Annotated in this window: 18 protein-coding genes; 6 read left to right on the top strand and 12 right to left on the bottom strand. The window is 41.4% G+C overall.

The window, feature by feature from the left end; all coding sequences use genetic code 11:
* Nucleotides 1-31: 31 nt before the first annotated feature.
* From AAFH98_RS12530 to AAFH98_RS12555, 6 genes are all read right to left on the bottom strand, one after another.
* Nucleotides 32-673, bottom strand: a complete 642-nt coding sequence (locus tag AAFH98_RS12530; RefSeq protein ID WP_342523062.1) for a hypothetical protein — start codon at nucleotides 671-673, stop codon at nucleotides 32-34.
* Nucleotides 674-692: 19 nt separating this feature from the next.
* Nucleotides 693-1,949: a flavodoxin-dependent (E)-4-hydroxy-3-methylbut-2-enyl-diphosphate synthase gene (gene ispG, locus AAFH98_RS12535; RefSeq protein ID WP_342523063.1), complete on the bottom strand. Its 1,257-nt coding sequence runs from the start codon at nucleotides 1,947-1,949 to the stop codon at nucleotides 693-695.
* Nucleotides 1,950-2,019: 70 nt separating this feature from the next.
* Nucleotides 2,020-2,886, bottom strand: a complete 867-nt coding sequence (locus AAFH98_RS12540; protein WP_342523064.1) for a rhomboid family intramembrane serine protease — start codon at nucleotides 2,884-2,886, stop codon at nucleotides 2,020-2,022.
* 57 nt (nucleotides 2,887-2,943) lie between these two features.
* Entirely contained in the window at nucleotides 2,944-3,573 is a 630-nt protein-coding gene (locus AAFH98_RS12545) for a rhomboid family intramembrane serine protease (protein WP_342523065.1), read from the bottom strand.
* A gap of 225 nt (nucleotides 3,574-3,798) precedes the next feature.
* On the bottom strand, nucleotides 3,799-5,121 hold the full coding sequence (locus tag AAFH98_RS12550) for an amidohydrolase (RefSeq protein WP_407935510.1): 1,323 nt from the start codon (nucleotides 5,119-5,121) through the stop codon (nucleotides 3,799-3,801).
* A gap of 109 nt (nucleotides 5,122-5,230) precedes the next feature.
* Nucleotides 5,231-7,414: a glutamine synthetase III family protein gene (locus AAFH98_RS12555; protein ID WP_342523067.1), complete on the bottom strand. Its 2,184-nt coding sequence runs from the start codon at nucleotides 7,412-7,414 to the stop codon at nucleotides 5,231-5,233.
* Nucleotides 7,415-7,715: 301 nt separating this feature from the next.
* Between AAFH98_RS12555 and AAFH98_RS12560 the strand changes: the two genes are divergently transcribed.
* Genes AAFH98_RS12560 through AAFH98_RS12570 form a run of 3 tightly spaced genes read left to right on the top strand, consistent with a single transcriptional unit; the run spans nucleotide 7,716 to nucleotide 11,173 of the window.
* Nucleotides 7,716-8,594: a 1,4-dihydroxy-2-naphthoate polyprenyltransferase gene (locus AAFH98_RS12560; RefSeq protein WP_342523068.1), complete on the top strand. Its 879-nt coding sequence runs from the start codon at nucleotides 7,716-7,718 to the stop codon at nucleotides 8,592-8,594.
* Nucleotides 8,591-9,664 (top strand): o-succinylbenzoate synthase, encoded by a 1,074-nt coding sequence (menC, locus tag AAFH98_RS12565; protein ID WP_342523069.1) that lies wholly within the window; start codon nucleotides 8,591-8,593, stop codon nucleotides 9,662-9,664. The genes AAFH98_RS12560 and menC overlap by 4 nt, the downstream gene beginning before the upstream one ends.
* A 6-nt stretch (nucleotides 9,665-9,670) precedes the next feature.
* Nucleotides 9,671-11,173 carry an AMP-binding protein gene (locus AAFH98_RS12570; protein WP_342523070.1) on the top strand — a complete coding sequence of 501 codons (1,503 nt, stop codon included), beginning with the start codon at nucleotides 9,671-9,673 and terminating at the stop codon, nucleotides 11,171-11,173.
* A gap of 14 nt (nucleotides 11,174-11,187) precedes the next feature.
* Here AAFH98_RS12570 and purD read toward each other — a convergent pair whose 3' ends face one another.
* The 4 genes from purD to gatB are packed head-to-tail and all read right to left on the bottom strand — an operon-like array spanning nucleotide 11,188 to nucleotide 16,146.
* Nucleotides 11,188-12,468, bottom strand: a complete 1,281-nt coding sequence (gene purD / locus AAFH98_RS12575; protein WP_342523071.1) for a phosphoribosylamine--glycine ligase — start codon at nucleotides 12,466-12,468, stop codon at nucleotides 11,188-11,190.
* A gap of 43 nt (nucleotides 12,469-12,511) precedes the next feature.
* Complete coding sequence (gene tpiA, locus AAFH98_RS12580; RefSeq protein WP_342523072.1) at nucleotides 12,512-13,282, bottom strand: triose-phosphate isomerase; 771 nt, start codon at nucleotides 13,280-13,282, stop codon at nucleotides 12,512-12,514.
* Nucleotides 13,279-14,652 (bottom strand): TlpA family protein disulfide reductase, encoded by a 1,374-nt coding sequence (locus AAFH98_RS12585; protein ID WP_342523073.1) that lies wholly within the window; start codon nucleotides 14,650-14,652, stop codon nucleotides 13,279-13,281. The genes tpiA and AAFH98_RS12585 overlap by 4 nt, the downstream gene beginning before the upstream one ends.
* Nucleotides 14,653-14,697: 45 nt before the next feature.
* Complete coding sequence (gene gatB, locus AAFH98_RS12590) at nucleotides 14,698-16,146, bottom strand: Asp-tRNA(Asn)/Glu-tRNA(Gln) amidotransferase subunit GatB (protein WP_342523074.1); 1,449 nt, start codon at nucleotides 16,144-16,146, stop codon at nucleotides 14,698-14,700.
* Nucleotides 16,147-16,252: 106 nt separating this feature from the next.
* On the opposite strand from gatB, the gene AAFH98_RS12595 reads away from it, so the two are divergent.
* Nucleotides 16,253-16,801, top strand: a complete 549-nt coding sequence (locus AAFH98_RS12595; RefSeq protein ID WP_342523075.1) for a hypothetical protein — start codon at nucleotides 16,253-16,255, stop codon at nucleotides 16,799-16,801.
* Between the two features lie 126 nt (nucleotides 16,802-16,927).
* On the opposite strand, the gene AAFH98_RS12600 is transcribed toward AAFH98_RS12595, so the two are convergent.
* Nucleotides 16,928-17,812 (bottom strand): collagen-like domain-containing protein, encoded by an 885-nt coding sequence (locus AAFH98_RS12600; RefSeq protein ID WP_342523076.1) that lies wholly within the window; start codon nucleotides 17,810-17,812, stop codon nucleotides 16,928-16,930.
* A gap of 150 nt (nucleotides 17,813-17,962) precedes the next feature.
* Nucleotides 17,963-19,963, bottom strand: coding sequence for a PKD domain-containing protein (locus AAFH98_RS12605; protein ID WP_342523077.1), 2,001 nt, complete (start codon nucleotides 19,961-19,963; stop codon nucleotides 17,963-17,965).
* 345 nt (nucleotides 19,964-20,308) lie between these two features.
* Between AAFH98_RS12605 and AAFH98_RS12610 the strand changes: the two genes are divergently transcribed.
* Complete coding sequence (locus tag AAFH98_RS12610; RefSeq protein ID WP_342523078.1) at nucleotides 20,309-20,887, top strand: sigma-70 family RNA polymerase sigma factor; 579 nt, start codon at nucleotides 20,309-20,311, stop codon at nucleotides 20,885-20,887.
* Nucleotides 20,888-20,987: 100 nt separating this feature from the next.
* A complete protein-coding gene (locus tag AAFH98_RS12615; RefSeq protein ID WP_342523079.1) occupies nucleotides 20,988-23,609 on the top strand; it encodes a protein kinase domain-containing protein in 2,622 nt (873 codons plus the stop codon).
* Nucleotides 23,610-23,774 lie beyond the last annotated feature (165 nt).

Consider the following 23,774-nt stretch of genomic DNA (forward strand, 5'->3'; position numbering starts at 1 on the left):
CTAATAATTTTAGTCTGTGATAATATATTTATCACAATTCACTGATACCACCGCTATCATCAATACGATATTCTACAACTATTGTATTTTCCTGTTTTAGCGGATATTTAATATTTCTATTGGTTTCAGATTTGATATATAGAGCACCATTTTTTTCGCTTATTGAAATAATCGTAGAAATTTCTCTGGCCGGTACTTTTTCAAAAACACCAACTGTTTGGAAACTACGTAATTGTCCACCATGAAATGTTGCAACTACAATTTCTGCATCGCGGTAAGCTGACTGGTATTCTATCAAAAACCATCCCAAGAAATGATTCTGCCATTGCTGCTTTCCAAAAAAGATGATACGACTACCTTCCTGGTCTTGCTGGCATTCAGTACCCTTTATGTAATCCTGCATTTCATCCCATCCAAAAGTAGCAGGCGAAGTAATTTGAGCAGTAGATTCACACGTCGAAAGAGTCTGTAATTGCTGTCCAATATTCATTCCTTTATTGGCACTGCGCTCAATTTCCTGGTCGGTGTCTTTCTTAAAAGAATTGTATTCCTGGGAATCCAAGTATTGTTGATCTACTGTTTGATCCTGCTCTCCTGAACAAGAAATGGTAAGCAACGCAAATAAACCTACCGTAAATACATTAATAACTTTTTGTAATCCCTTGTTAACCATAAATGAGGCTTATTGACCTTTACGCAGGCTCCTCGACCGCTTCATTTTCTTCCTGTCCATTCGAACTTCCATAATTTTGCATGACATAGTCATCCAGTATTTTGCGGAATTCTTCGCCAATACCATCACCGCGAAGAGTCGTATAATGTTCGCCATCCATATAAACCGGAGCTTTGGGCTCCTCAAACGTACCTGGCAGCGAGATACCAATATTGGCATTGCGGGATTCACCAGGGCCGTTTACAACGCAACCCATTACAGCCACATTCATTTCTTCAACGCCGGGATACACATCGCGCCAGATCGGCATCATTTCGCGTAAATAATCCTGAATTTCATCAGCCAATTCTTGGAAATATGTGCTATTAGTACGACCACAACCGGGACAAGCCGTAACCTGGGGAACAAAGTTTCGGATCCCCAGCGATTGCAAAATCTGCTGACAGATGCGGACTTCTTCTGCACGATCCCCACCAGGTTTCGGGGTAAGAGAGACACGAATAGTATCACCTATACCCTGCTGCAGTAATACCGACAACGCAGCCGTACTGGCTACTGTCCCCTTCATACCCATGCCCGCTTCGGTTAGTCCCACATGCAGCGGATAATCGAGTAGCTCAGCAATGCGTTCGTATACGTGTACTACATCCTGCACATGCGACATCTTACAACTAATAATAATTTTATTGGATGGAAGTCCCACACTTTCAGCCAGCTCAGCAGAACGACGTGCACTTTCGACCATCGTATCGAGCATTACCTGCTTTGACGATTTCGGATTTTCGAGCTCGTTATTTTCGTCCATCTTCTTAGCCAATAACTTCTGATCAAGCGAGCCCCAGTTTACACCAATACGTACTGGTTTATCGTGCTTAATGGCCTGCTCTACAATAGTACAGAAATTTTCGTCCCGTGTTTTGGTCCCGGTATTGCCGGGATTGATCCGAAACTTTGAAAGGGCTTGTGCCGCATCTGGATAATCGACAAGCAGTTTGTGACCATTATAATGGAAATCTCCCACCAAGGGCACGGTCACATCATCTGCCAAAAGTTTCTCCTTAATTTTGGGTACCGCTTTGGCAGCAGCATCATTATTAACCGTAATCCGCACAATCTCGGATCCCGAGCGATGTAAATGTTTAACCTGCTCAACAGTAGCATCAACGTCGGCAGTATCAGTATTCGTCATCGACTGCACCACAATAGGCGCTTTGCCCCCTACCGGTACATCGCCAACCATTACTTGAATAGAATCTCGTCGTTTAATGTGAGACATAACACATACTTTTATTGTTTTAAGCGTACTTGGTTAAACCGTGAGTACGATTAAAATCATTCAAATTTCTTTAATTTTTTTTGCTGAGTTCAAAGAGCTTTTGCTTCTCTTCTTTGGTAAGTCCATCATACCCTTTCTGGGATATCTTTTCTAAAATCTTATCGAGCTCCGACTGATCAACTTCATCGACAACCTCAACATCCGAAACAGCATGCATATTTTTATTTTTGGGACGGGATTTCTGCTTTTGATAAACACCTTTTAACCGATACCAAAACTGCTCAACCGGTAGTACCCAGCGACTTAGATCGTTACCTTGACGATGGTACTTCATCAATAAATACCCAATTCCAGCACCGGCCAAGTGGACAATTCGCGCTGTTCCATCTGAGGATCCCAAAAGCAATGCATCAATAGCAATAAGCCCAGCCACCACGTATCGTGCCTGAATGGGGGGGAAGAAAATAAGCATTATAGGCATGGTGGGATACAGCATCGCAAAAGCAACCATAATGCCATATACCGCCCCGGAGGCGCCGATAACAGGATTAAAGCCTAATAACGGAGCCGCAACAATATTGAATAACGCTCCACCAATTCCAGCCCCAAAATAAAGCACCGAGAATGTTCGGGGCCCCATCGATTCTTCCACGGAACGTCCCAACCACCACAGCCAAAGCATATTGAATAAAAGATGAAAAGCCCCGCCATGTAAAAACATGTAGGTAATTGCCCTCCACGGTTGAAACAGGGCCGTTTGCCACTCGGGATAAAAGGCAAAAACATCAACAAAAAGAGTACTGTAGGCAGGACTAAAAATGCTCAGCAGCGTTTGAAGAATAAAAACTGCTACATTGATGGTAATAATCACCCGTATTGCTACAGGTAATCCCCAATAACCGCGTTTTACTGAGTTACCAAAAGAATCGTTATACATGAGTCGCGTCTGCCATTAAACTTTGCTGCATGACATAAAGTTAAAAAAAATTTTCAGTTAGTAGTAAGATTCTTCGCTTTTTAATCCCCAATATTTTATCAGGATAAAACCTACAAGCATCCCTCCTAAATGAGCAAAATGGGCAACCCCGGAATTCGCTCTTGTAAGTCCACTAACAAGTTCAATAGCTCCAAAAATAGCTACAAAATATTTGGCTTTTATTGGGATGGGAGGAAACAGAAGCATGATCGGCCGATTGGGAAACATCATCCCAAAGGCAAGTAAAATTCCATATACTGCGCCCGAAGCACCCAATGTTGGAGCACCACCACCGCCAATAAGCATATGAAGCAAGGCCGCACCAATACCGGTTAAAAAATAATAGGTTACAAAGCGATTGGTTCCCCAAAAGTTTTCGATAGCCTGCCCAAACATCCACAAGGCAAAAAGGTTAAAAAAGATATGCCCAAATCCGGCATGTAAAAACATATACGATACCAATTGCCAAACGTCAAAGCGTCCCGAACCAATGGGCCAGAGCGCTCCAAACTCGAACAAAAACTGACCAATCATTGGGGTATTCAATGCTACAAAAGCCAGTATATTAATAATAAGCAAGTGTTTTACAGCCGGTGGAAAAATCGAAAATTGCGTATTCGGGCTGTATTGCGATGATTGATAATTCAAGAATATGAGGTATTTATTAGCAATTTATTTTGATGGAATATACGGTTCCTAATCGTCAAATCTAATAACAGATAAAGCGCAGTCAACTCGACTTATGTACATACGATTAATCGGTCTTTTTGTTGTCAGATTAATCGTAAAAAAACAAAACTGCCACAAGATGTACACTTGTGGCAGTCCTGTAATGTTAGATTGAAATTTATAACAAAAACTGTTGTCTCATTGCTAATGTTGCTTCATATAATCCACCGTAAGTTGTACCATCGTTTTAACACCCAGTTTCATCCCCTCTTCTTCGATATAAAAATCAGGAGTATGGTGTGGGGCTGCCTCTGACGGATCCATATCTTTAGGCATACCCCCTACGAACCAATACAATCCGGGTACCTTCTTTTGGAAAAACGAGAAATCCTCAGCACCCGTAATAGCGTCCGACAATATCACATTTTCTGATCCAGCTGCATCCTGCAGGGTAGGCAACATCTGCTCGGTAAGTTCGGGATCATTATACGTCACCGGATATCCCTTCTCAATTTTGACCTCCGCTTTTGCTCCCATACTTTCGGCCGTTTTTGTAGCTACGTGTCGTATTTTATCATGAATAATCTCCTGCATTCCGGTATCCAACGTGCGAATAGTCCCAATCATTTCCGCTTCTTCAGGAATAATATTATTTCGAACGCCTGCTTCAATTTTTCCAACAGATATTACGGCCGCTGCTTTCGTCAATTCAGTTTGACGGCTAATAATAGACTGTAACCCCTCAATTATTTTTGCCGATGTTACAATAGGATCAACACCGGTCCAAGGCGTAGACCCATGCGTTTGATTTCCTTTAACAGTAATAACAAAGCGATCCGCAGCTGCCATGGTCCCTTTGGGACGATATCGAATTTTACCGACTTCGGTCTGCGAATTTATATGCTGTCCAAATACAACATCCACATCCGGATTTTCTAATACTCCTTCTTTAACCATCAACTCGGCACCGCCTTCTTCTCCCGGAGGTGCCCCCTCTTCAGCTGGCTGAAAAATAAATTTAACCGTTCCATTTAATTCATCTTTCATATCAGAAAGTATCTTTGCTGCTCCCATGAGCATCGCAACATGTGTATCATGTCCACAGGCATGGCTAACCCCCACTTCTTTACCTAAATAGGTCGTCGTTTTTGTCGATTTAAATGGCACATCAGCCCGCTCTTTCACCGGCAAAGCATCAATATCAGCGCGTAAACCAACTACGGGACCGTCATTTTCCCCCTCTAAAATTGCTACAACTCCCGTATGCGCAACCCCCGTTTCAACCTCCAGTCCAAGCTCACGCATATAATCGGCAATAAATTCAGCCGTTTCTTCTTCCCTGTTTGATAGCTCTGGATTTTCATGCACATGACGACGCCACTCAACAACCTGACCAAATATCTCTTCCGTCTGTTCATTAATTTGCTCATCTATTTTCTGGGAATGCTCTTGCTGTGCTACTGCTTGGCTTTCTAAACCTAAAACAAGCAATACAATTAACATCCCACATATGCCTACTTTTTTCATCATTTTCCCGAATTTAGTTCTAATTAAAACCTATCATAGTAAAAAACCCTCAGGATTTCCAAAATCCCGAGGGTTTAAATAACTACAGTTAATATTTATGCCTGGTATATTACTTTACAAACAGCATTTCACGATATATCGGCAGTGGCCAGTAATCGTCAGCAACATGCCGTTCCAAGTAATCAACCGAATCACGGATCTTTGTCATAGCCGGACGTACCTCGTCTTTAACGTATGTAGCACTTTCGAGGACCGAATCGCCATTACTTTGAAGAACAACTTCACGAAGTTCTTCCAACGCATCATTGAGATCATTCAATCCGCTATTTACTTTTTTAAGCATTTCAAGTGAACCCCGATTTTCTAACCCGAGCTTATCAATGCGCTCTACATTTTCTGAGAGCTCATTCATGTAACGTACAGCAGCTGGATAGATCATCGTTTTAGCCATCGACTCGGTGGTATCTGCTTCAATATTGAGCGTCGTTAAATACTGCTCCGCCCAAATTTCCTGCCGTGAATGGATCTCTCGTTTATTTAACACTTTATGTTTTTCAAAGAGCTCAACATTTTTGTCGTCTGTTAACTTTGGCAGCGCATCCATCGTCGTTCGCAAATTAAGCAAACCACGTTCTTCCGCTTCCTTCTCCCATTCTTCGGAATAACCATCCCCATTAAAGATGATATCTTTCGAATCAGATAACGCCTCTCGGATCACTTTACCAAGGGATTCTTCCAGAGGAGTACCGCTATCCACTTTTTCTTCAAGGTCGGTGCATAGTTTGTCAATAGCATCAGCCACTATGGTATTTAACACTGCAATAGGGAAGGAAATTGACTGACTTGACCCTACAGCTCGAAACTCAAACTTATTACCTGTAAAGGCAAAAGGTGAGGTTCGATTTCGATCACCAGCATGCTTTGGCAATGACGGTAGCACGGGTGTACCTAATCCGAGCAGCCCCCCTTGTTTCGATTCCTTGGCTCCACCATTCAGCAATTGTTCAATAACATCAGCTAATTGATCTCCAATATACGCCGAAATAATAGCTGGCGGTGCTTCATTTGCTCCCAAGCGATGATCATTTCCAGCATGAGCAATGCTAATCCGTAGTAAGTCCTGATGCTCATATACAGCTTTTAAAATAGAGGTAAAGAAAAACAGGAACTGTCTGTTGTCATGCGGATTATCTCCAGGTTCAAGCAAGTTTATACCGCTGCTGGTACTTAACGACCAGTTTAAGTGTTTTCCACTGCCGTTAAGTCCGTCAAACGGCTTTTCATGAAGCAAGCATTCGAACCCATAGTTACGTGCTATCCGTTTTAAGGTGATCATCATCAGCTGTTGGTGATCGGCCGCGATGTTGCACGTTTCAAATATTGGAGCGATTTCGAACTGGCCCGGTGCCACTTCGTTGTGACGCGTTTTTACCGGAATTCCCAGCTTGTATAATTCCTTTTCAGCTTCCAGCATAAACGACAGCACGCGCTCTTGTATCGTACCAAAATAGTGATCATCCAGCTCTTGTCCACGTGGCGGCTTTGCACCTACCAACGTTCGACCGGCTGTCATCAAATCAGGACGGCGATAGAAAAATTCCTGATCAATCAAGAAATATTCCTGCTCGCATCCTACCGTCGAAGAAACGCGTTTGGCATCTACATCAAAAAGTTTTAGCGCTCTCTTAACTTGCTTGTCCAACGCTTCATTAGACCGCAAAATAGGTGTCTTGTGATCCAAAGCTTCGCCCGACCATGATGCAAATGCAGTAGGAATACATAAGTAGCACCCATTATCATTCTCCATAATGAAGGCCGGTGATGTAGGATCCCAAGCTGTATATCCACGAGCTTCAAACGTTTGTCGCAAACCACCATTGGGAAAGCTGGACGCATCGGGCTCACCCTGAATAAGATCAGATCCCGAAAACTCTGCAATAGCTCCACCACCTTGGTTAGGCGTAATAAAGCTGTCATGTTTCTCAGCAGTTAGTCCCGTCAATGGTTGAAACCAATGTGTAAAATGAGTGGCTCCCTTCTCCATGGCCCAGTCTTTCATAGCCACTGCAACTGCATCAGCCACTTCAGGGTTCAACTGCTCCCCCTCTTCAATCGTCTTTTCGAGATCTTTCCAGATGGCTTTCGGCAGCCGTTCCTCAAGCTCTTCCTGCTGAAAAGTATTTTCACCGAAAATTTCGGTGATATTCATAGATTCGTGTTTTTTACCATTCGATTTGGGCGACCAATTTCGCGCAGCCGCCAGCGGATCATATCGTCGCATTGCTTTTGTCATTGGAGTAAGAGAATGTAGTTGTTAAGTTGGAATTTTAAACTGCCCTAAATATAAGTGATATCAAATACACTGCACAAATTATTTAATTAAATTATTATTAACATATAACTTTTAAAGGGTATATAATAAATTTAATTAATTTTTTTAATTAAATAAGCATTTTGTCGGGTTCTCATCTAAATAAATTTACCACACATAAAAAATAGCTTGTTTTTTTAAGCGATCAATTTATTGCTATAATTGGGCCGAAACTTTTTCCACAACTTTTCCCCATTTTTTAGGTATGAAAAATACATCGAAGATGAGCATTTGGATAAAAGCTGCGCGTCCCCAAACCCTTGCCGCCGCTTTTGTTCCAGTATGCGTTGGTGCTTCACTTGCATTTCACGATCAGCAACTGCTTTGGATCCCCTCTATTATTGCCCTGCTCTGTGCTTTCTTGATTCAAATTGGCACCAATTTCGCCAACGACTATTTCGATTTTAAAAAGGGAGCTGATACCGACGACCGTATCGGCTTTGAACGAGCTACATCAAAAGGGCTCATATCAGAACAAGGAATGCGTAATGCTACGATCGTTACGATGGCCATTGCCTTTTTATTTGGACTTTATCTTGTATGGCATGCCGGCTGGGTCATCTTCGGAATCGGTATAGCCTCTCTTTTATTTGGAATACTCTATACCGGCGGACCATTTCCACTGGCTTATAATGGACTCGGAGATCTCTTCGTATTCATTTTTTTTGGGATAATCGCTGTCATGGGCACTTACTATGTAAATGCCCTGGAATGGAGTAACAGCTCATTTTGGGCTTCTCTTGCTGTTGGCGCCCTTTCGACAAACATTTTGGTGATCAATAACCTACGGGATGTTGATCAAGATGTCCGAGCTGGCAAAAATACCTTGGGTGTATTGTTCGGCGAAAATTTTTTACGGATTGAATATCTGGCTATGCTATGCCTTGCCTTTGCCATACCACCTCATTTTTATTTCAAGCTGCATTATGGTGCCATCATATTTCTTCCATTCCTAATTATTCCATTCGGAATTTTATTATTAAAGAAAGTCTGGTTTGAAGACGATAAAGAAACCTTCAACAATTTATTAAAACAAACAGCCCAGTTTATGACGGCTTATGGTATATTGTTTAGTATCGGAATAATTGTGGATTCTCTATGACTTTTAACTGCTTCGAATATCAGCTCCCATTTGTAACCCCTCTTACCACAAGTAATCGAACATATGCCAAACGGAATGGCATTATCTTGGTTTATCGAACCGAGCAATTCGAATGGTATGGAGAGGCTGCTCCTCTTCCCGGCTTTTCTTCTGAGGACATTGCCGAAGTAAAAGAAAAGCTGATCACTCACAAAGATCACATTAACAATATTTTAAGCGCTGGTAAACCTATTCAACTTTTATCAAAACTTTATAAAAGGGAATTAATTCCGGCTTCTCTGCAATTTGGATTAGATTCTCTGGCCTACCAAATTGAAGCACAGAACAATAACCAACGATTAGTCGAACATATCTTCTCAGAATACGAAGAAAAAATTCCTGTTAATGCGCTCATTTCCCTGACCGACTCAAGCATTCTTTCCCGAATCCAAGAAAACAAAGAAAATGGATATACGACGTTTAAAGGCAAGATTGGCATAGATTTCGACCGTGAACTCAAATTGATCAAAAAAATTCGATCACATTTCCCGGATATCACCATTCGTTTGGATGCCAATCAAGCCTGGTCACTGGATCAAGCCATTTCGTTTTGTAATGACTTAGCCCCATTAAATATAGAATACTGCGAAGAACCACTTACCGATAATACTCCGGAAAATTGTGAAACCCTCTCACAAAATATACCAATTCCCATAGCCCTTGATGAATCAACAACACAGCATTCGTACTGGCCTAACTTACTCCCCTATACCGACTATTTAATCTTAAAACCAATGGTCACGGGAAGTTTTCAAAAAAATTTTGAAACAAAACGGCTTGCAAATACTCATAATAATAAAGTAGTGGTTACAACCAGCCTCGAAGGTAGTGTGGGTCGCTATTTTTCGGGTATTTTGGCTGCGGGGATTGGCTCCTCTCAAATAGCACATGGACTTTCTACCCGTCATCTTTTAAAGGATGATGTTTTGCAAGATGATTCATTTGTTTCAAACGGTTATCTTGCAATAATGGATTGCAAATTAGGCACCATCGATTTTAATCGGCAACAAATTTTCACCAATGTATTTTAGCACACAGTGAGTGGCGTAAACGACATACCCACATTTTCCGAACCGCGTTCCGATGATCTTTTCCTTGGATCCAGTTTTGGGCTGCATTCGTATGCCGACTTGGAAAAATTCGAAGACTTCTTCCTCCAGTTTCTCTTCGATTTCGATCATGATTTCAACAAACCTGTGGGGTTTTTAGCCCAGTCGTCAGACACCCTCATCTTCGCTATTGCCGCCTGCTGGAAACTGGGAATTCCTTTCGTCTCATTTGATATTAAAGCAGCCCCATTAGAGCTTAATCGCCAAATTAGCCAAATTGATCCCGGTCTTATTTTTGCCGATAAGGATTTACAGTCAACAATAGAGTATCCCGACTTTATTGACATTATGCAGCTGGATTTGCCACGGTCACTGAATATGGAAGTGGTCCTTGGTTTTGATGCTAAAAACTTTACCCCGACAAACGATCCAGACCAGATCTTTGGATACTTTTTTACTTCCGGCACTACTTCTGGAACCCCCAAAATTGTTCCGCTCAAGCGCAGGCAAATGTTGTATGCTGCCCACGCATCTGCACATAATTTTAAACCCCGCAAAAATCACTTTTGGCTTTTATGCCTACCATTAAATCATATCGGCGGAATCTCAATTATCCTGCGCTCTATTCTTTATGGATCTGCTATTTTTAGGATGAAAAGTTTTCATCCTAAAATGATTACCACCTTTTTAACAGAAAACAAGCTGTTCCAAGTAGCGTCTCTGGTCCCCACCATGTTACGCAGGTTATTGGAGCAACCAGCTTTTTTTGTACACAAAAATTTCAAAGCGATTTTATTGGGAGGGGGTCCTATTGATGTAGAACTCATCAAGAAATGCCGAAACAAAGGCGTTCCCTTGGTTCCAAGCTACGGTATGACGGAAACCTGTGCTCAAATTGCAGCCAATCCTATCCTTAAACCAAGTGGCACTTACGGACCTATCAAAAGCGTGGGGACGGTATTGAAGCCCAACAAAATTCAAATTCGTGATGAGAGCGGTAAACCTGTTAGCATAAACACCTCTGGAGAAATTTGGATTAAAGGTCCCCAGGTATTTGATGGCTACCAATACCTTGACAATACGACATTCTTTGATGACAATGGATGGTTTAAAACCGGTGACTTTGGCTATTTTAATGCCAACAACCAACTTTTTATTGATACGCGCCGATCTGACCGTATTGTTACCGGCGGCGAAAATGTTTCTCCTTTCGAAGTAGAATCGGAGCTATGTAAACTGCCTAACATAAAAGAAGCTGCCGTATTCGGTATTGAAGATAAAAAATGGGGGACTAAAGTCGTTGCTGCTGTTGTAACCAAGAATGGCAAACATGTCGACTACCATTCGGTTAAAAACAAGCTAAAAAAACGATTAGCAAACTATAAAATCCCCAAGGAGATAATCAATGTTGAAGCCCTGCCTAAAACAAGAACAGAGAAAATAATTCGCGCAAATCTGCCCGAACTATTTCTCACATCAGCCGAAGGATAGATAAAAAACTAATTTCAGCTGGTATACTTTAATCCCTTGGCGCCAATATCTGAGCGATAATAGCGATTCTCAAAATTAATTTTCTTCACTTCTCGATAGGTATTTGTAATAGAATCTTCCAGAGATTCGCCCGCTCCAACCACACTTAATACACGTCCACCATCCGTATATGTTTTGCTGTCTTGTTCTTTTGTCCCAGCATGAAATACAAGAGCATCCTCAGAAACATCAGTTAGCCCTGAAATTTCCTTCCCTTTCTCGTACTTAGTAGGATATCCATCCGAAGCTAATACCACGCAGCAGCGATAATTGTCATCAACTCGTACTTCTTTTTGATTTAACTCTTCGTTCACAGCGGCTTCCATTAGCTCAAGAAAATCAGACTCCAGCGCCGGTAATACGGCCTGCGCCTCGGGATCCCCTAACCGACAATTAAACTCGACTACTTTGGGACCATCTTCGGTAATCATTAATCCACAATATAAAATCCCCTTATAAGGGTTTTCGTCCAGCAACATAGCCGAAATTGTGGGTAAGATAATCTCTTTTTCCACCCGCTGTAACATACGATTCCCAATTACCGGTGTTGGACAATATGCCCCCATCCCTCCGGTATTAAGTCCGGTATCGCCCTCTCCAATTCGTTTGTGATCTTGCGCATAGTGAAGAATTTTAGCTGTCTTCCCATCGGATATCACAAAGACAGAAGCTTCTTCGCCTTTCATAAACTCTTCGACCACCAACTTCTGGGCCGCTTTTTGGAAACGTTCATCTTCTTTTAGTTCATCCAGGCGTTTTTCCACTTCCTCCGCCGATTCACAAATAAATACCCCCTTCCCGCCAGCAAGGCCATCTGCTTTTAAGACGACTGGATATTCATCTTTACTTTTGATCACCTTTAACGCCTTGTCAAACTCCTTGCGGGAATAGGTCTGGAAATCTGCCGTAGGAATACGATTCTTTTTCATAAACTCGTTAGCAAACTCCTTACTGCCTTCAAGCTGAGCTGCGACTTTGGAGGGGCCAAAAACCTTGTGTCCTTTTTCTTCGAGAAAATCAGTGATACCATCAACAAGCGGCTTCTCTGGTCCCACTACAGTGAGAGCAATTTCTTTATCCTCAATAAATTCAAGAATCGCCTCAAAATCAGATAACGAAAGATCTACATTCGTACCTACTTGGGCCGTACCAGGATTACCAGGCGCAATAAACAGCTGGTCAAGGTTATCAGATTTTGCAATACTCCATGCCATAGCGTGTTCACGTCCACCGCTACCCAGTAATAATACATTCATAATATGCGCTTACTTTTAAATAAAACTGATAAAAAATTTGGATTTATGAGGACAACTGTTCTGCAATTTTGATAATCTTGGTAAAACTATCGGCTTTTAGTGAAGCACCACCAATTAAACCGCCATCAACATCAGGCTGTTCCAACAGCTCTTCAGCGTTGTGAGGTTTCATACTTCCGCCATATAAAATGCGAACGCTGTCTGCTGCTTCTGTATAAAGCTCTGCAAGCACTTCGCGGATCATCTTGTGCATTTCCTGAGCCTGATCCGGAGTTGCAGTCTCACCGGTACCTATCGCCCATATTGGCTCATATGCAATAACTATATTATCAGCATCTTCATCCTCTACCCCAATTAAGGCACCTTGAACCTGCTTTTTTACACGTAGCACATGCTCATCAGCTTTACGCTGTTCAAGAGATTCCCCAACACAGATAACCGGTTTTAAACTGTCATTCAGTGCTTTGTTAACCTTGGCATTAACAGTTTTATCGGTTTCACCAAAATATTGACGGCGTTCGGAATGCCCCAATATCACATATTCACAGTTTACCTCATTCAGCATTGTCGTACTCACTTCACCGGTAAACGCGCCATTATCCTCATAATGCATATTTTGGGCGCCCAATGCCATACCATCAATGTTCTGCAGTTCATCAGCGGCTGTAGTTAGCGAAATAGTAGGTGGACAAACCAACCCATCAACCTCCTTTGGCAAGGTATTCATCTCTTCCTCAATCCCCTGTAAGAGTGTTGAAGTCTCTTTAGGGCCGCAATTCATTTTCCAATTACCAGCAATTAAAAAACGTCTCATGATGCAGGTTCCTCGTTATTGTCTTTATTAATAATTTTTTGAATATCTTGTATTACATCGTCAAACTCGTTACCCACGTATTTCCTAACAATTCGGCCTTCCTTGTCAACCAAAAACCGAGTGGGGACTAAACGGATATTAAACAGTTCCAGCAATTCTTCACGATCAAATGCTTTTGCATCCGCTACCGGCCATGGCTTTACCCGTTCTTCAAAAAAAGCATCTACTGTTACCTGACTATCATCCAATGGTAATGTCACAATTTGAAGGCCATAATTTTTGTAGATACTGTGTATGACAACAGTACGATCAAACTGTTCTTGGTATAAGCCATTACTCAATCGAGTAATCTCCAAAATATACGGAGCTTCTAACAAGGAGTCGCGGCTAAATACCTGTCCATTTTGAGAGAACTGAAATTTAGGAATAGTATCACCCGGAGACAGATACGTTAGGTCATACGTCATTGATTTGGCCCAAGTACTGGCCGAATCTTCAGGGAACTGCTTTTTAAAAGCTGCAAGCTCTTCTTGTGCTTGGTCAACCCGGGCACTGTCGTATAATAGCTTTATTTTTTCACGTGCAATTCGACTGGCATTATCTTCCGTTTCAGTCATTTTTGCTAACGAATCCATATAGACCAGTGCAGAATCAAGTCCTTTGTTTTCTGCTAAATATTGCTTTCCAAACGTTGCCCCTAAATCACTTAAATCATCATGCTCGTCGACCAAACGAATGCGATTCATCATTTGGGGTTGATCGTACATCTCCAAAATTTTGATCGCTTCGCGAGCTGCAAAATTAGATGCAAATGTGCCTTGCTCATCATCATAAACATCCCAATAAAGGTTTGTCCACTTTTGGAGTTCATCGCGCAACGTATCCCCCTTAATCTGACCGGCACGAGCCAAATCCATAACCCTGCGAAAATTTCTTCCAAGTCGTTGAAATGTCTCCATCGCGTCGTGTTCTCGAGAATCATAAGTCAGCGTCTCTTGCAAGTTGGGTAGCTGTCCAGTTATAAACACTGAATCCCCATCAGCCAATATAACACCGCTGCGCCCTAAATTGCGATTATTTCGACTAATAATAGCCGGATAACGTCGCTTTTCCTGGAATTTAGCAAAACCCGAAAAGCTACCATTTGTATCAGTAACCGCATGGAAAAGGGTATCCGCATCGGCGTTGGCAGAATCTCTTTTAATGACGGTAAAACCGATGCCGGAGAAATCTCCGCTGCTGTCGATAGAGTCGGAAACCGTAAAGTTTCCTGAGATATGAGCTTTCTTTGTTTCGGGTTCGCTTGAACAACTCCAGCTAACAAGCCCTACAAGCAATACCGCTACCAAGCCTTTTATACGTTTGAACATAGCCATTAAATAAAATAGAACATTAAGTTTACTGATCCCAGTTTATTACGCTTCCAGACGTTCAGTAATCATTTCCCGCACCATTTGTGGATTCGCTTTACCTTGCGAACGCTGCATAACCTGTCCGATAAAAAAGCCGATAAGCCCCTTCTTACCGTCTCGATACCGCTCTACTTCATCCGGATGCTCCTCAATTACATCATCTACAATAGGTTCCAGGAAGCCAGTATCCGAAACTTGAACAAGGTTCATCTCTTTAGCTAATGCTTCTGCTGATTTATCCTCATTCAACATCGCATCATAAATTTCGGTCATGGCTGATGAATTAATTTTGTCATCCTCGCGAAGCTGAACAAGTCCTGCCAACCGCTCTTCCCCAATAGGAAACTCCTGGATATCAATACTACGATCGTTAAGAGTTCGCAGCACCTCCGTTAAAACTAAATTCGATACCGCTTTAGGGTTTCCAGCATGTCGTAACACCTCTTCGTAATAATCTGCTAAATACCGGTCTTCGGTGAGTGTCTGTGCATCATCTTTACTCATATCAAACTCATCTATAAAGCGCTGTTTGCGTACATCCGGCATCTCGGGAAGCTCTGACTTGATATCATCAAGCATCTCATCGGTAACTACCACCGGAGGAATGTCTGGCTCCGGAAAATAGCGATAATCGTGCGCCTCCTCTTTTGTACGCATCATGCGCGTTTCCATCTTGTTGGCATCCCAAAGCAACGTCTGCTGCACCACTTCTCCGCCCGACTCAATAAGGTCGATCTGGCGCTCAATCTCAAATTCGATAGCCCGTTCCACATTGCGAAACGAGTTCATATTCTTGAGCTCCGTACGTGTACCAAACTCTTCTTGTCCCTTTGGACGTACCGAAACATTGGCATCACAGCGGAGACTCCCCTCCTCCATGTTACCATCACAGATCTCAAGATACTGTACAATCTGTTTGATACGTTTTAAATACTCATACGCTTCCTTGGCCGTACGGATATCCGGCTCCGAAACAATTTCGATAAGCGGAACACCGGCACGGTTAAGATCAATCAGGGTATTAAACGGGTCCTGATCGTGAATAGACTTCCCGGCATCCTCCTCCATATGGATACGGGTAATACCAATTTCCTTATCGTAGCCATCAGCAGTAATAGAAATATGCCCATCTTTACAAATGGGAGTTTCGTACTGCGAAATCTGATACCCTTTAGGCAGATCGGGGTAAAAGTAATTCTTACGGGCAAAAATTGATTTACGAGCTATATCACAGTTCGTAGCCAATCCCATCTTAATGATGTACCGCACCAGGTTCTCATTCAAAACAGGCAGTGTTCCGGGATGCCCCAGGCAAAGTGGCGTAACTTGCGTGTTGGGCGACCCACCAAATTCTGTTGAAACCGAGGCAAAAGCCTTACTTTCCGTTAAAAGTTGGGCATGTACTTCAAGCCCAATAACTGCTTCATAATTTTCGTAAACCGAACTGCTCATCGCTGAAATTTATTACTTTGTTATTTTTGATGGCGAAAGATATTAAACGTCTGGGACTTTTATTAATCATTCTGATATAAAATCGGTACTTCACCGTGCAATAACAATGAGACATAAAGAACTGCATGTATTTGAAGAAAGCAACCATCTTTTTTGGGGATTAATTATTTTGGTTGCCACTGCTGTGGGTACCTACCTGCTGGCTGGTTCGTTCGTGACAATGGATTGGTATCCCTTTAACGTTAGGCAACTGCTTGCATTGGGCCTCTATGCCATAAGTTTCACTGGCATTATCAAGTTATCGGAACCTCTTTATCATTTCATTCTCTATTTTAGAGACTCAGACTTGATGATAGATATCAAAAAAGGTGATCTAAAAACAGATACCCTTCGTATTCCGGTCGATAATCTACAACAACTGAAGTTTACGCCCCATACCTCCCGAGACGCCGACGAAGCTCTGTTCGATTTTTCTACGAGTTATCACTTGCTCTATCAAAAGAAAGGCGACGAAACGTTTTATAAACTTCTTGGGGATCAATCTGCTTCTATTACGCTAAAAGTAGACGATATTGCTGATATTATGCGATTTATCAGTGATAAAAATCCTGATATTCATATCCCAAATGAGCAAGCGGCCTATTTTAACTTATAAAAGCGATCTTAATACCATTGGGTATTTGAATCAATTATAATTTCATTGATTATTTTTCATCCAAAATAAAAAATGCCACCGCCCTAAGGCGATGGCATCCAAGGTGCCTATCTCTATCAGAAATATTTATTTATAAAATCCATAATAGTCGGCAATAGATTTGTAATTGGAAGGATCCAAATGATCGGGGATTACAGAAGCCTTCTGTTTACTCATATCCTCGGTGTTGGCGGCCTCGATACGGACTACTTCAATTCCTTGATATTCCTCTCCCGGACCATCAACTTCAATAACACATAATACACTAGGCTCGGAAAAATAGAAACTATCATGGTCCCAACCTATAAAAACCCCATAATGAGTATCCATTCGCCACCCATAACCCGGAATTGGAATATGAACTGAATTTATATTGGGATCAGAATCAATCAAATATACAAACCAAGCATTTTGATTCATCTGCTCTTCACTATCAATATCTGGAATTTGTAATATTTTACCCTGAATTTGCTCAAAATCATGCCCTGGAAAAATGTACCGCGTCACATTTGCATTCCCGTCAGCTCCTTTTAGGTTTAAGGGTGCTCCCCAGCCGTTGTCTGTTTTCGGGCCATACAGTTCATAGCTATCCTTGTCCAAATAATAGTCTCCCTCAACTCCTAAAGAAGCATCTGGTGCTCCAGTACCGGAATGAATCTGGCTGCCGTTTTCTCCATCGGCTCCATCCTCTCCCATCAGTACTATAATCGGATTGCCCCATCCATTATTATCCTTGGGGCCATGCAATTCGCCGGTATCCTGATTAAGATAATAGTCGCCTATATCTCCTACGTCTTCACTCGGTTCCCCTGTACCGGCATACATAACACTACCGTCTTCACCTGCGGGTCCAATCGGACCTACCTCTCCCTGCGGGCCTTGAGGTCCTTCCGTACCTGACGGCCCTTCGCATGCTAATGCAATTAGACTTACTAAAAGAATACTTAACACCATTCGACTTAGTTTATACATAACTCTCAAAAATTTAATTGATTATTTTTTTACAGAGGTATCCCATAGGTATCTACGAAACACAGAGCATGAATCAGCTCAAAAAAAAAGCGGGACGCTATCAACGTCCCGCTTTTATAGGCTATTTGAATGTGAATTTATCCTACAAACTTAGTAGTTATATAAATTGTCATTGCTGTTATGGGAATATGTGACATTACTACCCATATTGAGCTGGGCGCCCCGACTATCTCTGACAATGATTCCATAGTTAGCGCTATTCTCAATAGCTGCATTCGAAAGTTCCAAATAGGCATCACTATGCACCCCTAAGTTTCCGGCATCCATATAGATATCCAGATCTTTGCCACCTCCATATTCTATTACGATATGGTCCATTTCATTTTCCAGTGAACCCGAAGAAATCCATATGCCACCCCAGGCCCCCTTAGCCTTAGACCGACCGGTGAATACAATAGGATCGTTGGATGTTCCTATGGCTTTAATATATCCCGGACTATTTCCACCAGGAACTTTTAAAACCACATCTGTTCCCATCTCAAAAAGAGCCCCGGCTTCTACCGTTACATCTTTCACGATAGAGACCGTAGAGGTGAAATAGAATGTTCCGTTATTCAGGTTACTCCAGGTCTCAGATCCCGTTGACTCCGTATCTCCTCCATATACTTCAACATCCCCTCCATTGAAATTGGTTTGACTATCAATAAAATCAATCTGAGTCGGATGAATACGCATATCATGAGTTGTATTATTCTCAAAGTAGCTATCCTCCACGCTGAATTCGGAGCCCGATCGTCTGGTTTGTATACCATAACCCGCACTGCCAGTAAAAGAAACATTGCGAAGGGTAATCTTGGCATTGTCGATCACCATATTGGTTTTACCAAAATAGGTAGCCATAGCGGTACTGCCCCCATAGCTGATATCCACGTGCTCCATAATATTATCTACGGAGGCGGAACCGATAAATATACCGCGCCACGCTCCTGGTGTTTTACTGGTACCGGTAAATACAATTTTATTGGATTCTGTTCCCACGGCTTCAATAACAGCACCGTTACGAACCACAATACCCGCATCGGGAACAAACTCAAATTCCGCGCCTTCATCAATTACGATATGATGTTCAAAGTCCACATTATTTTCGATTTGATATTTAGCACCATCAAGAGCTGATACATTCATATCTCCGGTAGTGCCTCCACCAAAAGCTGTTACGTATCCCCCATCAAAGATAGTTGCTGCGTCAAAATATCCAATCTGGCTAATATGGATATAGGCGTGATATCCCTCATTTTCGGCAAAGGTCATGTTTTGCATTGCAAATTCTGACCCGTCTCTGCGCGTTTGAATGCCATGCTGACCACTATTTGTAATGGTAACATCAGCGAGTTGTACTTTTGCACGGTCAACCGTTAAAGCGGCAGCCCCAAAATACGTACCGGCTTCATTACTTCCCGCATATTCTATGGTAGTATGGGTTATTTTATTCTCCACGGTATTTGAGGAAATAAAAATGCCACTCCAGTATCCTTTGGATTTATTTTCTCCGGTTAAGGTAATGGGTTCTTCTTCAGTTCCAGCTGAAACAAGTACAGAATTATCAGCATTAACATGAATACCGGCATCAGAGGCAAATTCTACTGTTACACCTGGTTCAATGGTCAATGTAGCACCATTCCGCACATCTATCTTATTCAACACCCGGTAGTGATTATCAGGGATCCAGGTTTCATCTTCCGTAATATCATCAGCAATCTCAACAATTGTTGACTCTGCCGTTACCGTCACGTCATCCTTATCCGATTCACCATTGCCATCACTAACCGTAAGCGTAGCCAAATAATCTCCTGCTACATCAGGGGTAAACGTTGGAGCTTCAGCCTGATCATCCGACAACTGCACACTGCTGCCGCTGGGAGTATCTAAACTCCATTCAAAGGACAAGTCATCCCCGTCGGGATCGGTAGAACCAGAAGCATCAAGAGTAATTTCTTCTCCCACATTAATTGTTCCGTTGTCTGCATCAGCTACCGCTGACGGGGCATCATTTGTTGCATTCCCATTATCATCTGTTCCTGATGGACTGTCACTGCAGGCGCTAACCAATAGTAACACCACCATTGATATTCCAAGTAAAGTTCGTGTCATCTTCATAAGTAGTTTTTTATTTTGATTTTAGTTGATAACCTGTGTTGAATCTATAGGGGTAATCCCCACTACTAATGAGATGCGAAACGTATTTCGAAAAGAGTTCAAATTGCCCGAAATTTCTTTTTATTCGTTGTAAGGGATACCAAAATCATCCAATATCCCCAGGCAGGAAATAGTCCAATTCCGTTTTGTGATTTCCTATTACCCAACCACATAACTATTGCATGATTAATCAACTGGCTTAAACCAATTTATTTACGTTAATTAGCTAACTATTCATCTGCACAACAGCCACATATAATTTTCGGCACGTGCTAACACAGAAAAAAATCTACGGGTTCTATGGGTAATAGTTCTGAAGTTACGCAGCTTTTGAAGCGACTTAGCAAGGGCGAAAATGGTATATTTGATAAGTTATATCCGCTTATCTATGACCAGTTGCACCGCATCGCTCACTCTCATATGTCGCGGCAAAGTCCCGATCACACGCTTTCGAAGACCGAGCTTGTGCATGAAGCTTACCTCAAAATGATTGACCAAACACAAATAAGTTTTAATGACAAGACACATTTTCTGGCTATCGCTTCACGATGTATGAGACAAATCCTTATTGATCATGCCCGAAAAAAGTACGCTGATAAAAGAGGTGGAAAAGAAAAAGATGTTACTTTTATCGATGGGATTTTAAATGCACAAAAGCAGCAAGCCAAGGAATTAATAAATATTGATGCCGCTCTTGATGAGTTAGAAGAACTCAATGATCGCCTGGCACGCGTTATCGAAATGCGTTTTTTTGGGGAAATGACCATTGCACAAACGGCCGAAGCCCTTGATATATCAGAAAGTACGGTAAAAAGAGATTGGATGAAGGCACGGGGATGGCTATATAACAAACTAAAAAGCAGGTTTGAAATAGAGTAAGTGAGCTAATTTGCTGCTTAAATACGTATATCCAAAAAAGAAAGGGGAATTTCACTCCTCTTGCATAATCAGGACATCATAAATCAATCATGCTATCATTATGAGTGATCTACATTGGGAAAGGATAGAAACGATTATTGACGAAGTATTGGATCTTCCTCAAGATCAACGGCTTTCGTACATTGAACAGACCTGTGGACACAACCAACATCTAAAAACGAAAGTCACCCAATTAATTGACTCTATTTTTGATTCCGAAGGTTGGCTCGAAGAACTCAAAGGTAACCACAATAATTTTTATAGTGATCTTACCGATGATTTGGAATCACTCTCAGGTACTCCTGATTTTATAGGTGCACAACTCGGCTCTTATACTGTTAAAGAGCAAATTGGCGAAGGCGGTATGGGATTGGTCTTTCGGGCGGAACGTACAGAAGATTCGTTTGATCATCAGGTTGCTATTAAAATTATTCGCCAGAATCGGGCTACTGAAACAAATATTCAACGTTTTAAAAGAGAACAGCAAATTCTCGCGGGTCTCAATCATCCCGGCATTGCCCATCTCTACGATGGTGGCATTACATCTGATGGTTTTCCGTACATCATTATGGAATATGTTGACGGAATTCCCATTACTAAATATTGCCAGCAAAAAAGTTATTCAATAAAGCAACGTATCCATCTCTTTAAACAAGTATTAGAAGCGGTACGCTATGCACACGAAAATCTGGTAATCCACCGAGATTTAAAACCAGATAATATATTAGTCAATGATAATGATGAGATAAAAATCCTGGATTTTGGTATTTCTAAACTGTTAGAATCGGATGAAGATCTAAACCTTACCCAAACCGGATCGCGTATTCTAACGCCTAAATATGCTGCACCCGAGCAGATTATACAAACGAATATTACTACCGCAACGGATTTATATTCTCTGGGAATCATTTTTTATGAACTTTTGGCTGGCGTTCCACCTTTTGACTTCTCGAATTGTACCACCTATCAGACCGAGCAAATAATTCTTAAGCAGAACCCTACCAAGCCCAGCACCAAAGTTTCTGATCCTAAAATTAAGAAACAACTCAAAGGAGATTTGGATGCTATTACTTTAAAAGCCATCCGCAAAGAACCCGACTATCGTTACCGTATGGCTAATAAGTTTCTGGAAGAACTAAAGAATTACCAAAAAGGTATCCCAGTTACGGCACATGAAAACTCTTTTAACTATCGTAGCCAAAAATTTATTAAACGGCATAAACAAGGGATCACTGTCACCGTCGGAATTATCCTACTGCTTATTGGTCTTTCTGGATTTTATACCTGGCGTATAGCCCAGGAAAGAAATCAAGCACAGCTACAAGCCCAACGAGCAGAACGTCAGGCTGAACGAGCTGAACAAGTTTCTAAATTTATGATTGATTTGTTTGATAGCAATTTGCCTGAACGTACACCTGGCAAAGACATTCCAGTAAGTGCAGTCATTGATGCGGGGATAGCGAATATAAATGAACAGCAACTAAACCCGGTTAATCGTGCAACAATACTTGGCGTGATTGCCCAAGTACAGGTAAAACTTTCTAAAATTGAATCTGCCCGACAACTAAGCAGCGAAGCTTTTGATTTAATAACACATTCTGTAGAACAACATAATATCAACACGGTAGATGTTCCAACTATATATGGCCAAATTGCTTATGAAGCTGGTGATTTTGAAGAAGCGGTACGGGCATTTCAAACAGGCGATTCTTTGTTTAAAGCTAATAATCTTACCAATACATATGAATACCGCACTTTAAAGTACAATCTAGTCAACCTTTACACAGAACAAAAAAATTACCAAGAGGCATTAAAGATTCTTGATAAATTAGATCCAAGCACTTTTGGTGATGATAGAGAAGCAATCATTGAAAAAAGCGATTACTATAATTATAAAGCCATTTCTCTTAAAAACCTGGGACAATTAAGAGAAGCATTACCGATATACAAAAAAGCTCTCGAATATAGATTAGAGGTATATGGGGCAAATAATCCTGAGGTTGGTACCATATATCACAATATTAGCAACGTATATATCTCTTTAGAACAGTATGAAAAAGCTTTGGAATATAGCATACGAGCATATAAAATTAGAAATAGTGCTCTGGGACCAAATCATAATTTAACTGCATCAACGCTCTGGGGGCTTTCTCTCATCAATCGCAAACTGGGTAATTTTGAAGAAGCTCTTAAATATACAAAAGAGGCGGGGACGATATTGAAAGAGACTCTTGGAGCAGATCATTGGAGATATGCCTATACCATTCGGGGACAAGCTGAAGTTTTGATAAAAATGAATCAGTTTCTAAGAGCAAAACAAAAAGCTGATAAAGCCATTAAAATCATTAATGCCAATTACCCATCAAATGTCACTTTTAAAGCTCATTTTAATGCAACTTATACAAATATATACATAGGGTTAGAAGACCTTGATAAAGCCGCAAAGTACTTTACTATATCGATTAGTTTCCTTAGAAAAGGGATGGGAGATAAACATCCACTCTTAGCAGAAATGTTGATTAGTTATGCAAAGATGGAAATAGGCAGAGAAAACTATAAAAAAGCCCATCCTCTTTTAAAAGAAGCCCTTGAAATAGAAAACTATAATGGAAAAAGTGATAAAGAGCTACAAGCAACTAAAAAACTTATTAATAAGTGCGTAAATAAGTTAAAATCTGCTTGAACATTCTCTTCAACCCGAGTTCTACCTCTACTATTCCTCTTATACTTTCAAATCCCACTTTTACCCAAAAAAGCATAAATCCCATTAATCCATAGTAGTAACTTTGAAATTCTCCTATTTTTTTGTTCCGCGTATGTCCTTTCCTAATAACTGGATAAACTTTAT

It is taken from the genome of Fodinibius sp. Rm-B-1B1-1 (assembly GCF_038594945.1).
Classification (GTDB): Bacteria; Bacteroidota; Rhodothermia; order Balneolales; family Balneolaceae; genus Fodinibius; species Fodinibius alkaliphilus.

Coding starts and splice junctions, on each gene's coding strand:
- AAFH98_RS12530 (WP_342523062.1), bottom strand. CDS start 673: ATGGTTAACAAGGGATTACAAAAAGTTATTAATGTATTTACGGTAGGT.
- ispG (WP_342523063.1), bottom strand. CDS start 1,949: ATGTCTCACATTAAACGACGAGATTCTATTCAAGTAATGGTTGGCGAT.
- AAFH98_RS12540 (WP_342523064.1), bottom strand. CDS start 2,886: ATGTATAACGATTCTTTTGGTAACTCAGTAAAACGCGGTTATTGGGGA.
- AAFH98_RS12550 (WP_407935510.1), bottom strand. CDS start 5,121: ATGAAAAAAGTAGGCATATGTGGGATGTTAATTGTATTGCTTGTTTTA.
- AAFH98_RS12555 (WP_342523067.1), bottom strand. CDS start 7,414: ATGACAAAAGCAATGCGACGATATGATCCGCTGGCGGCTGCGCGAAAT.
- AAFH98_RS12560 (WP_342523068.1), top strand. CDS start 7,716: ATGAGCATTTGGATAAAAGCTGCGCGTCCCCAAACCCTTGCCGCCGCT.
- menC (WP_342523069.1), top strand. CDS start 8,591: ATGACTTTTAACTGCTTCGAATATCAGCTCCCATTTGTAACCCCTCTT.
- purD (WP_342523071.1), bottom strand. CDS start 12,468: ATGAATGTATTATTACTGGGTAGCGGTGGACGTGAACACGCTATGGCA.
- tpiA (WP_342523072.1), bottom strand. CDS start 13,282: ATGAGACGTTTTTTAATTGCTGGTAATTGGAAAATGAATTGCGGCCCT.
- AAFH98_RS12585 (WP_342523073.1), bottom strand. CDS start 14,652: ATGTTCAAACGTATAAAAGGCTTGGTAGCGGTATTGCTTGTAGGGCTT.
- gatB (WP_342523074.1), bottom strand. CDS start 16,146: ATGAGCAGTTCGGTTTACGAAAATTATGAAGCAGTTATTGGGCTTGAA.
- AAFH98_RS12595 (WP_342523075.1), top strand. CDS start 16,253: ATGAGACATAAAGAACTGCATGTATTTGAAGAAAGCAACCATCTTTTT.
- AAFH98_RS12600 (WP_342523076.1), bottom strand. CDS start 17,812: ATGTATAAACTAAGTCGAATGGTGTTAAGTATTCTTTTAGTAAGTCTA.
- AAFH98_RS12605 (WP_342523077.1), bottom strand. CDS start 19,963: ATGACACGAACTTTACTTGGAATATCAATGGTGGTGTTACTATTGGTT.
- AAFH98_RS12610 (WP_342523078.1), top strand. CDS start 20,309: ATGGGTAATAGTTCTGAAGTTACGCAGCTTTTGAAGCGACTTAGCAAG.
- AAFH98_RS12615 (WP_342523079.1), top strand. CDS start 20,988: ATGAGTGATCTACATTGGGAAAGGATAGAAACGATTATTGACGAAGTA.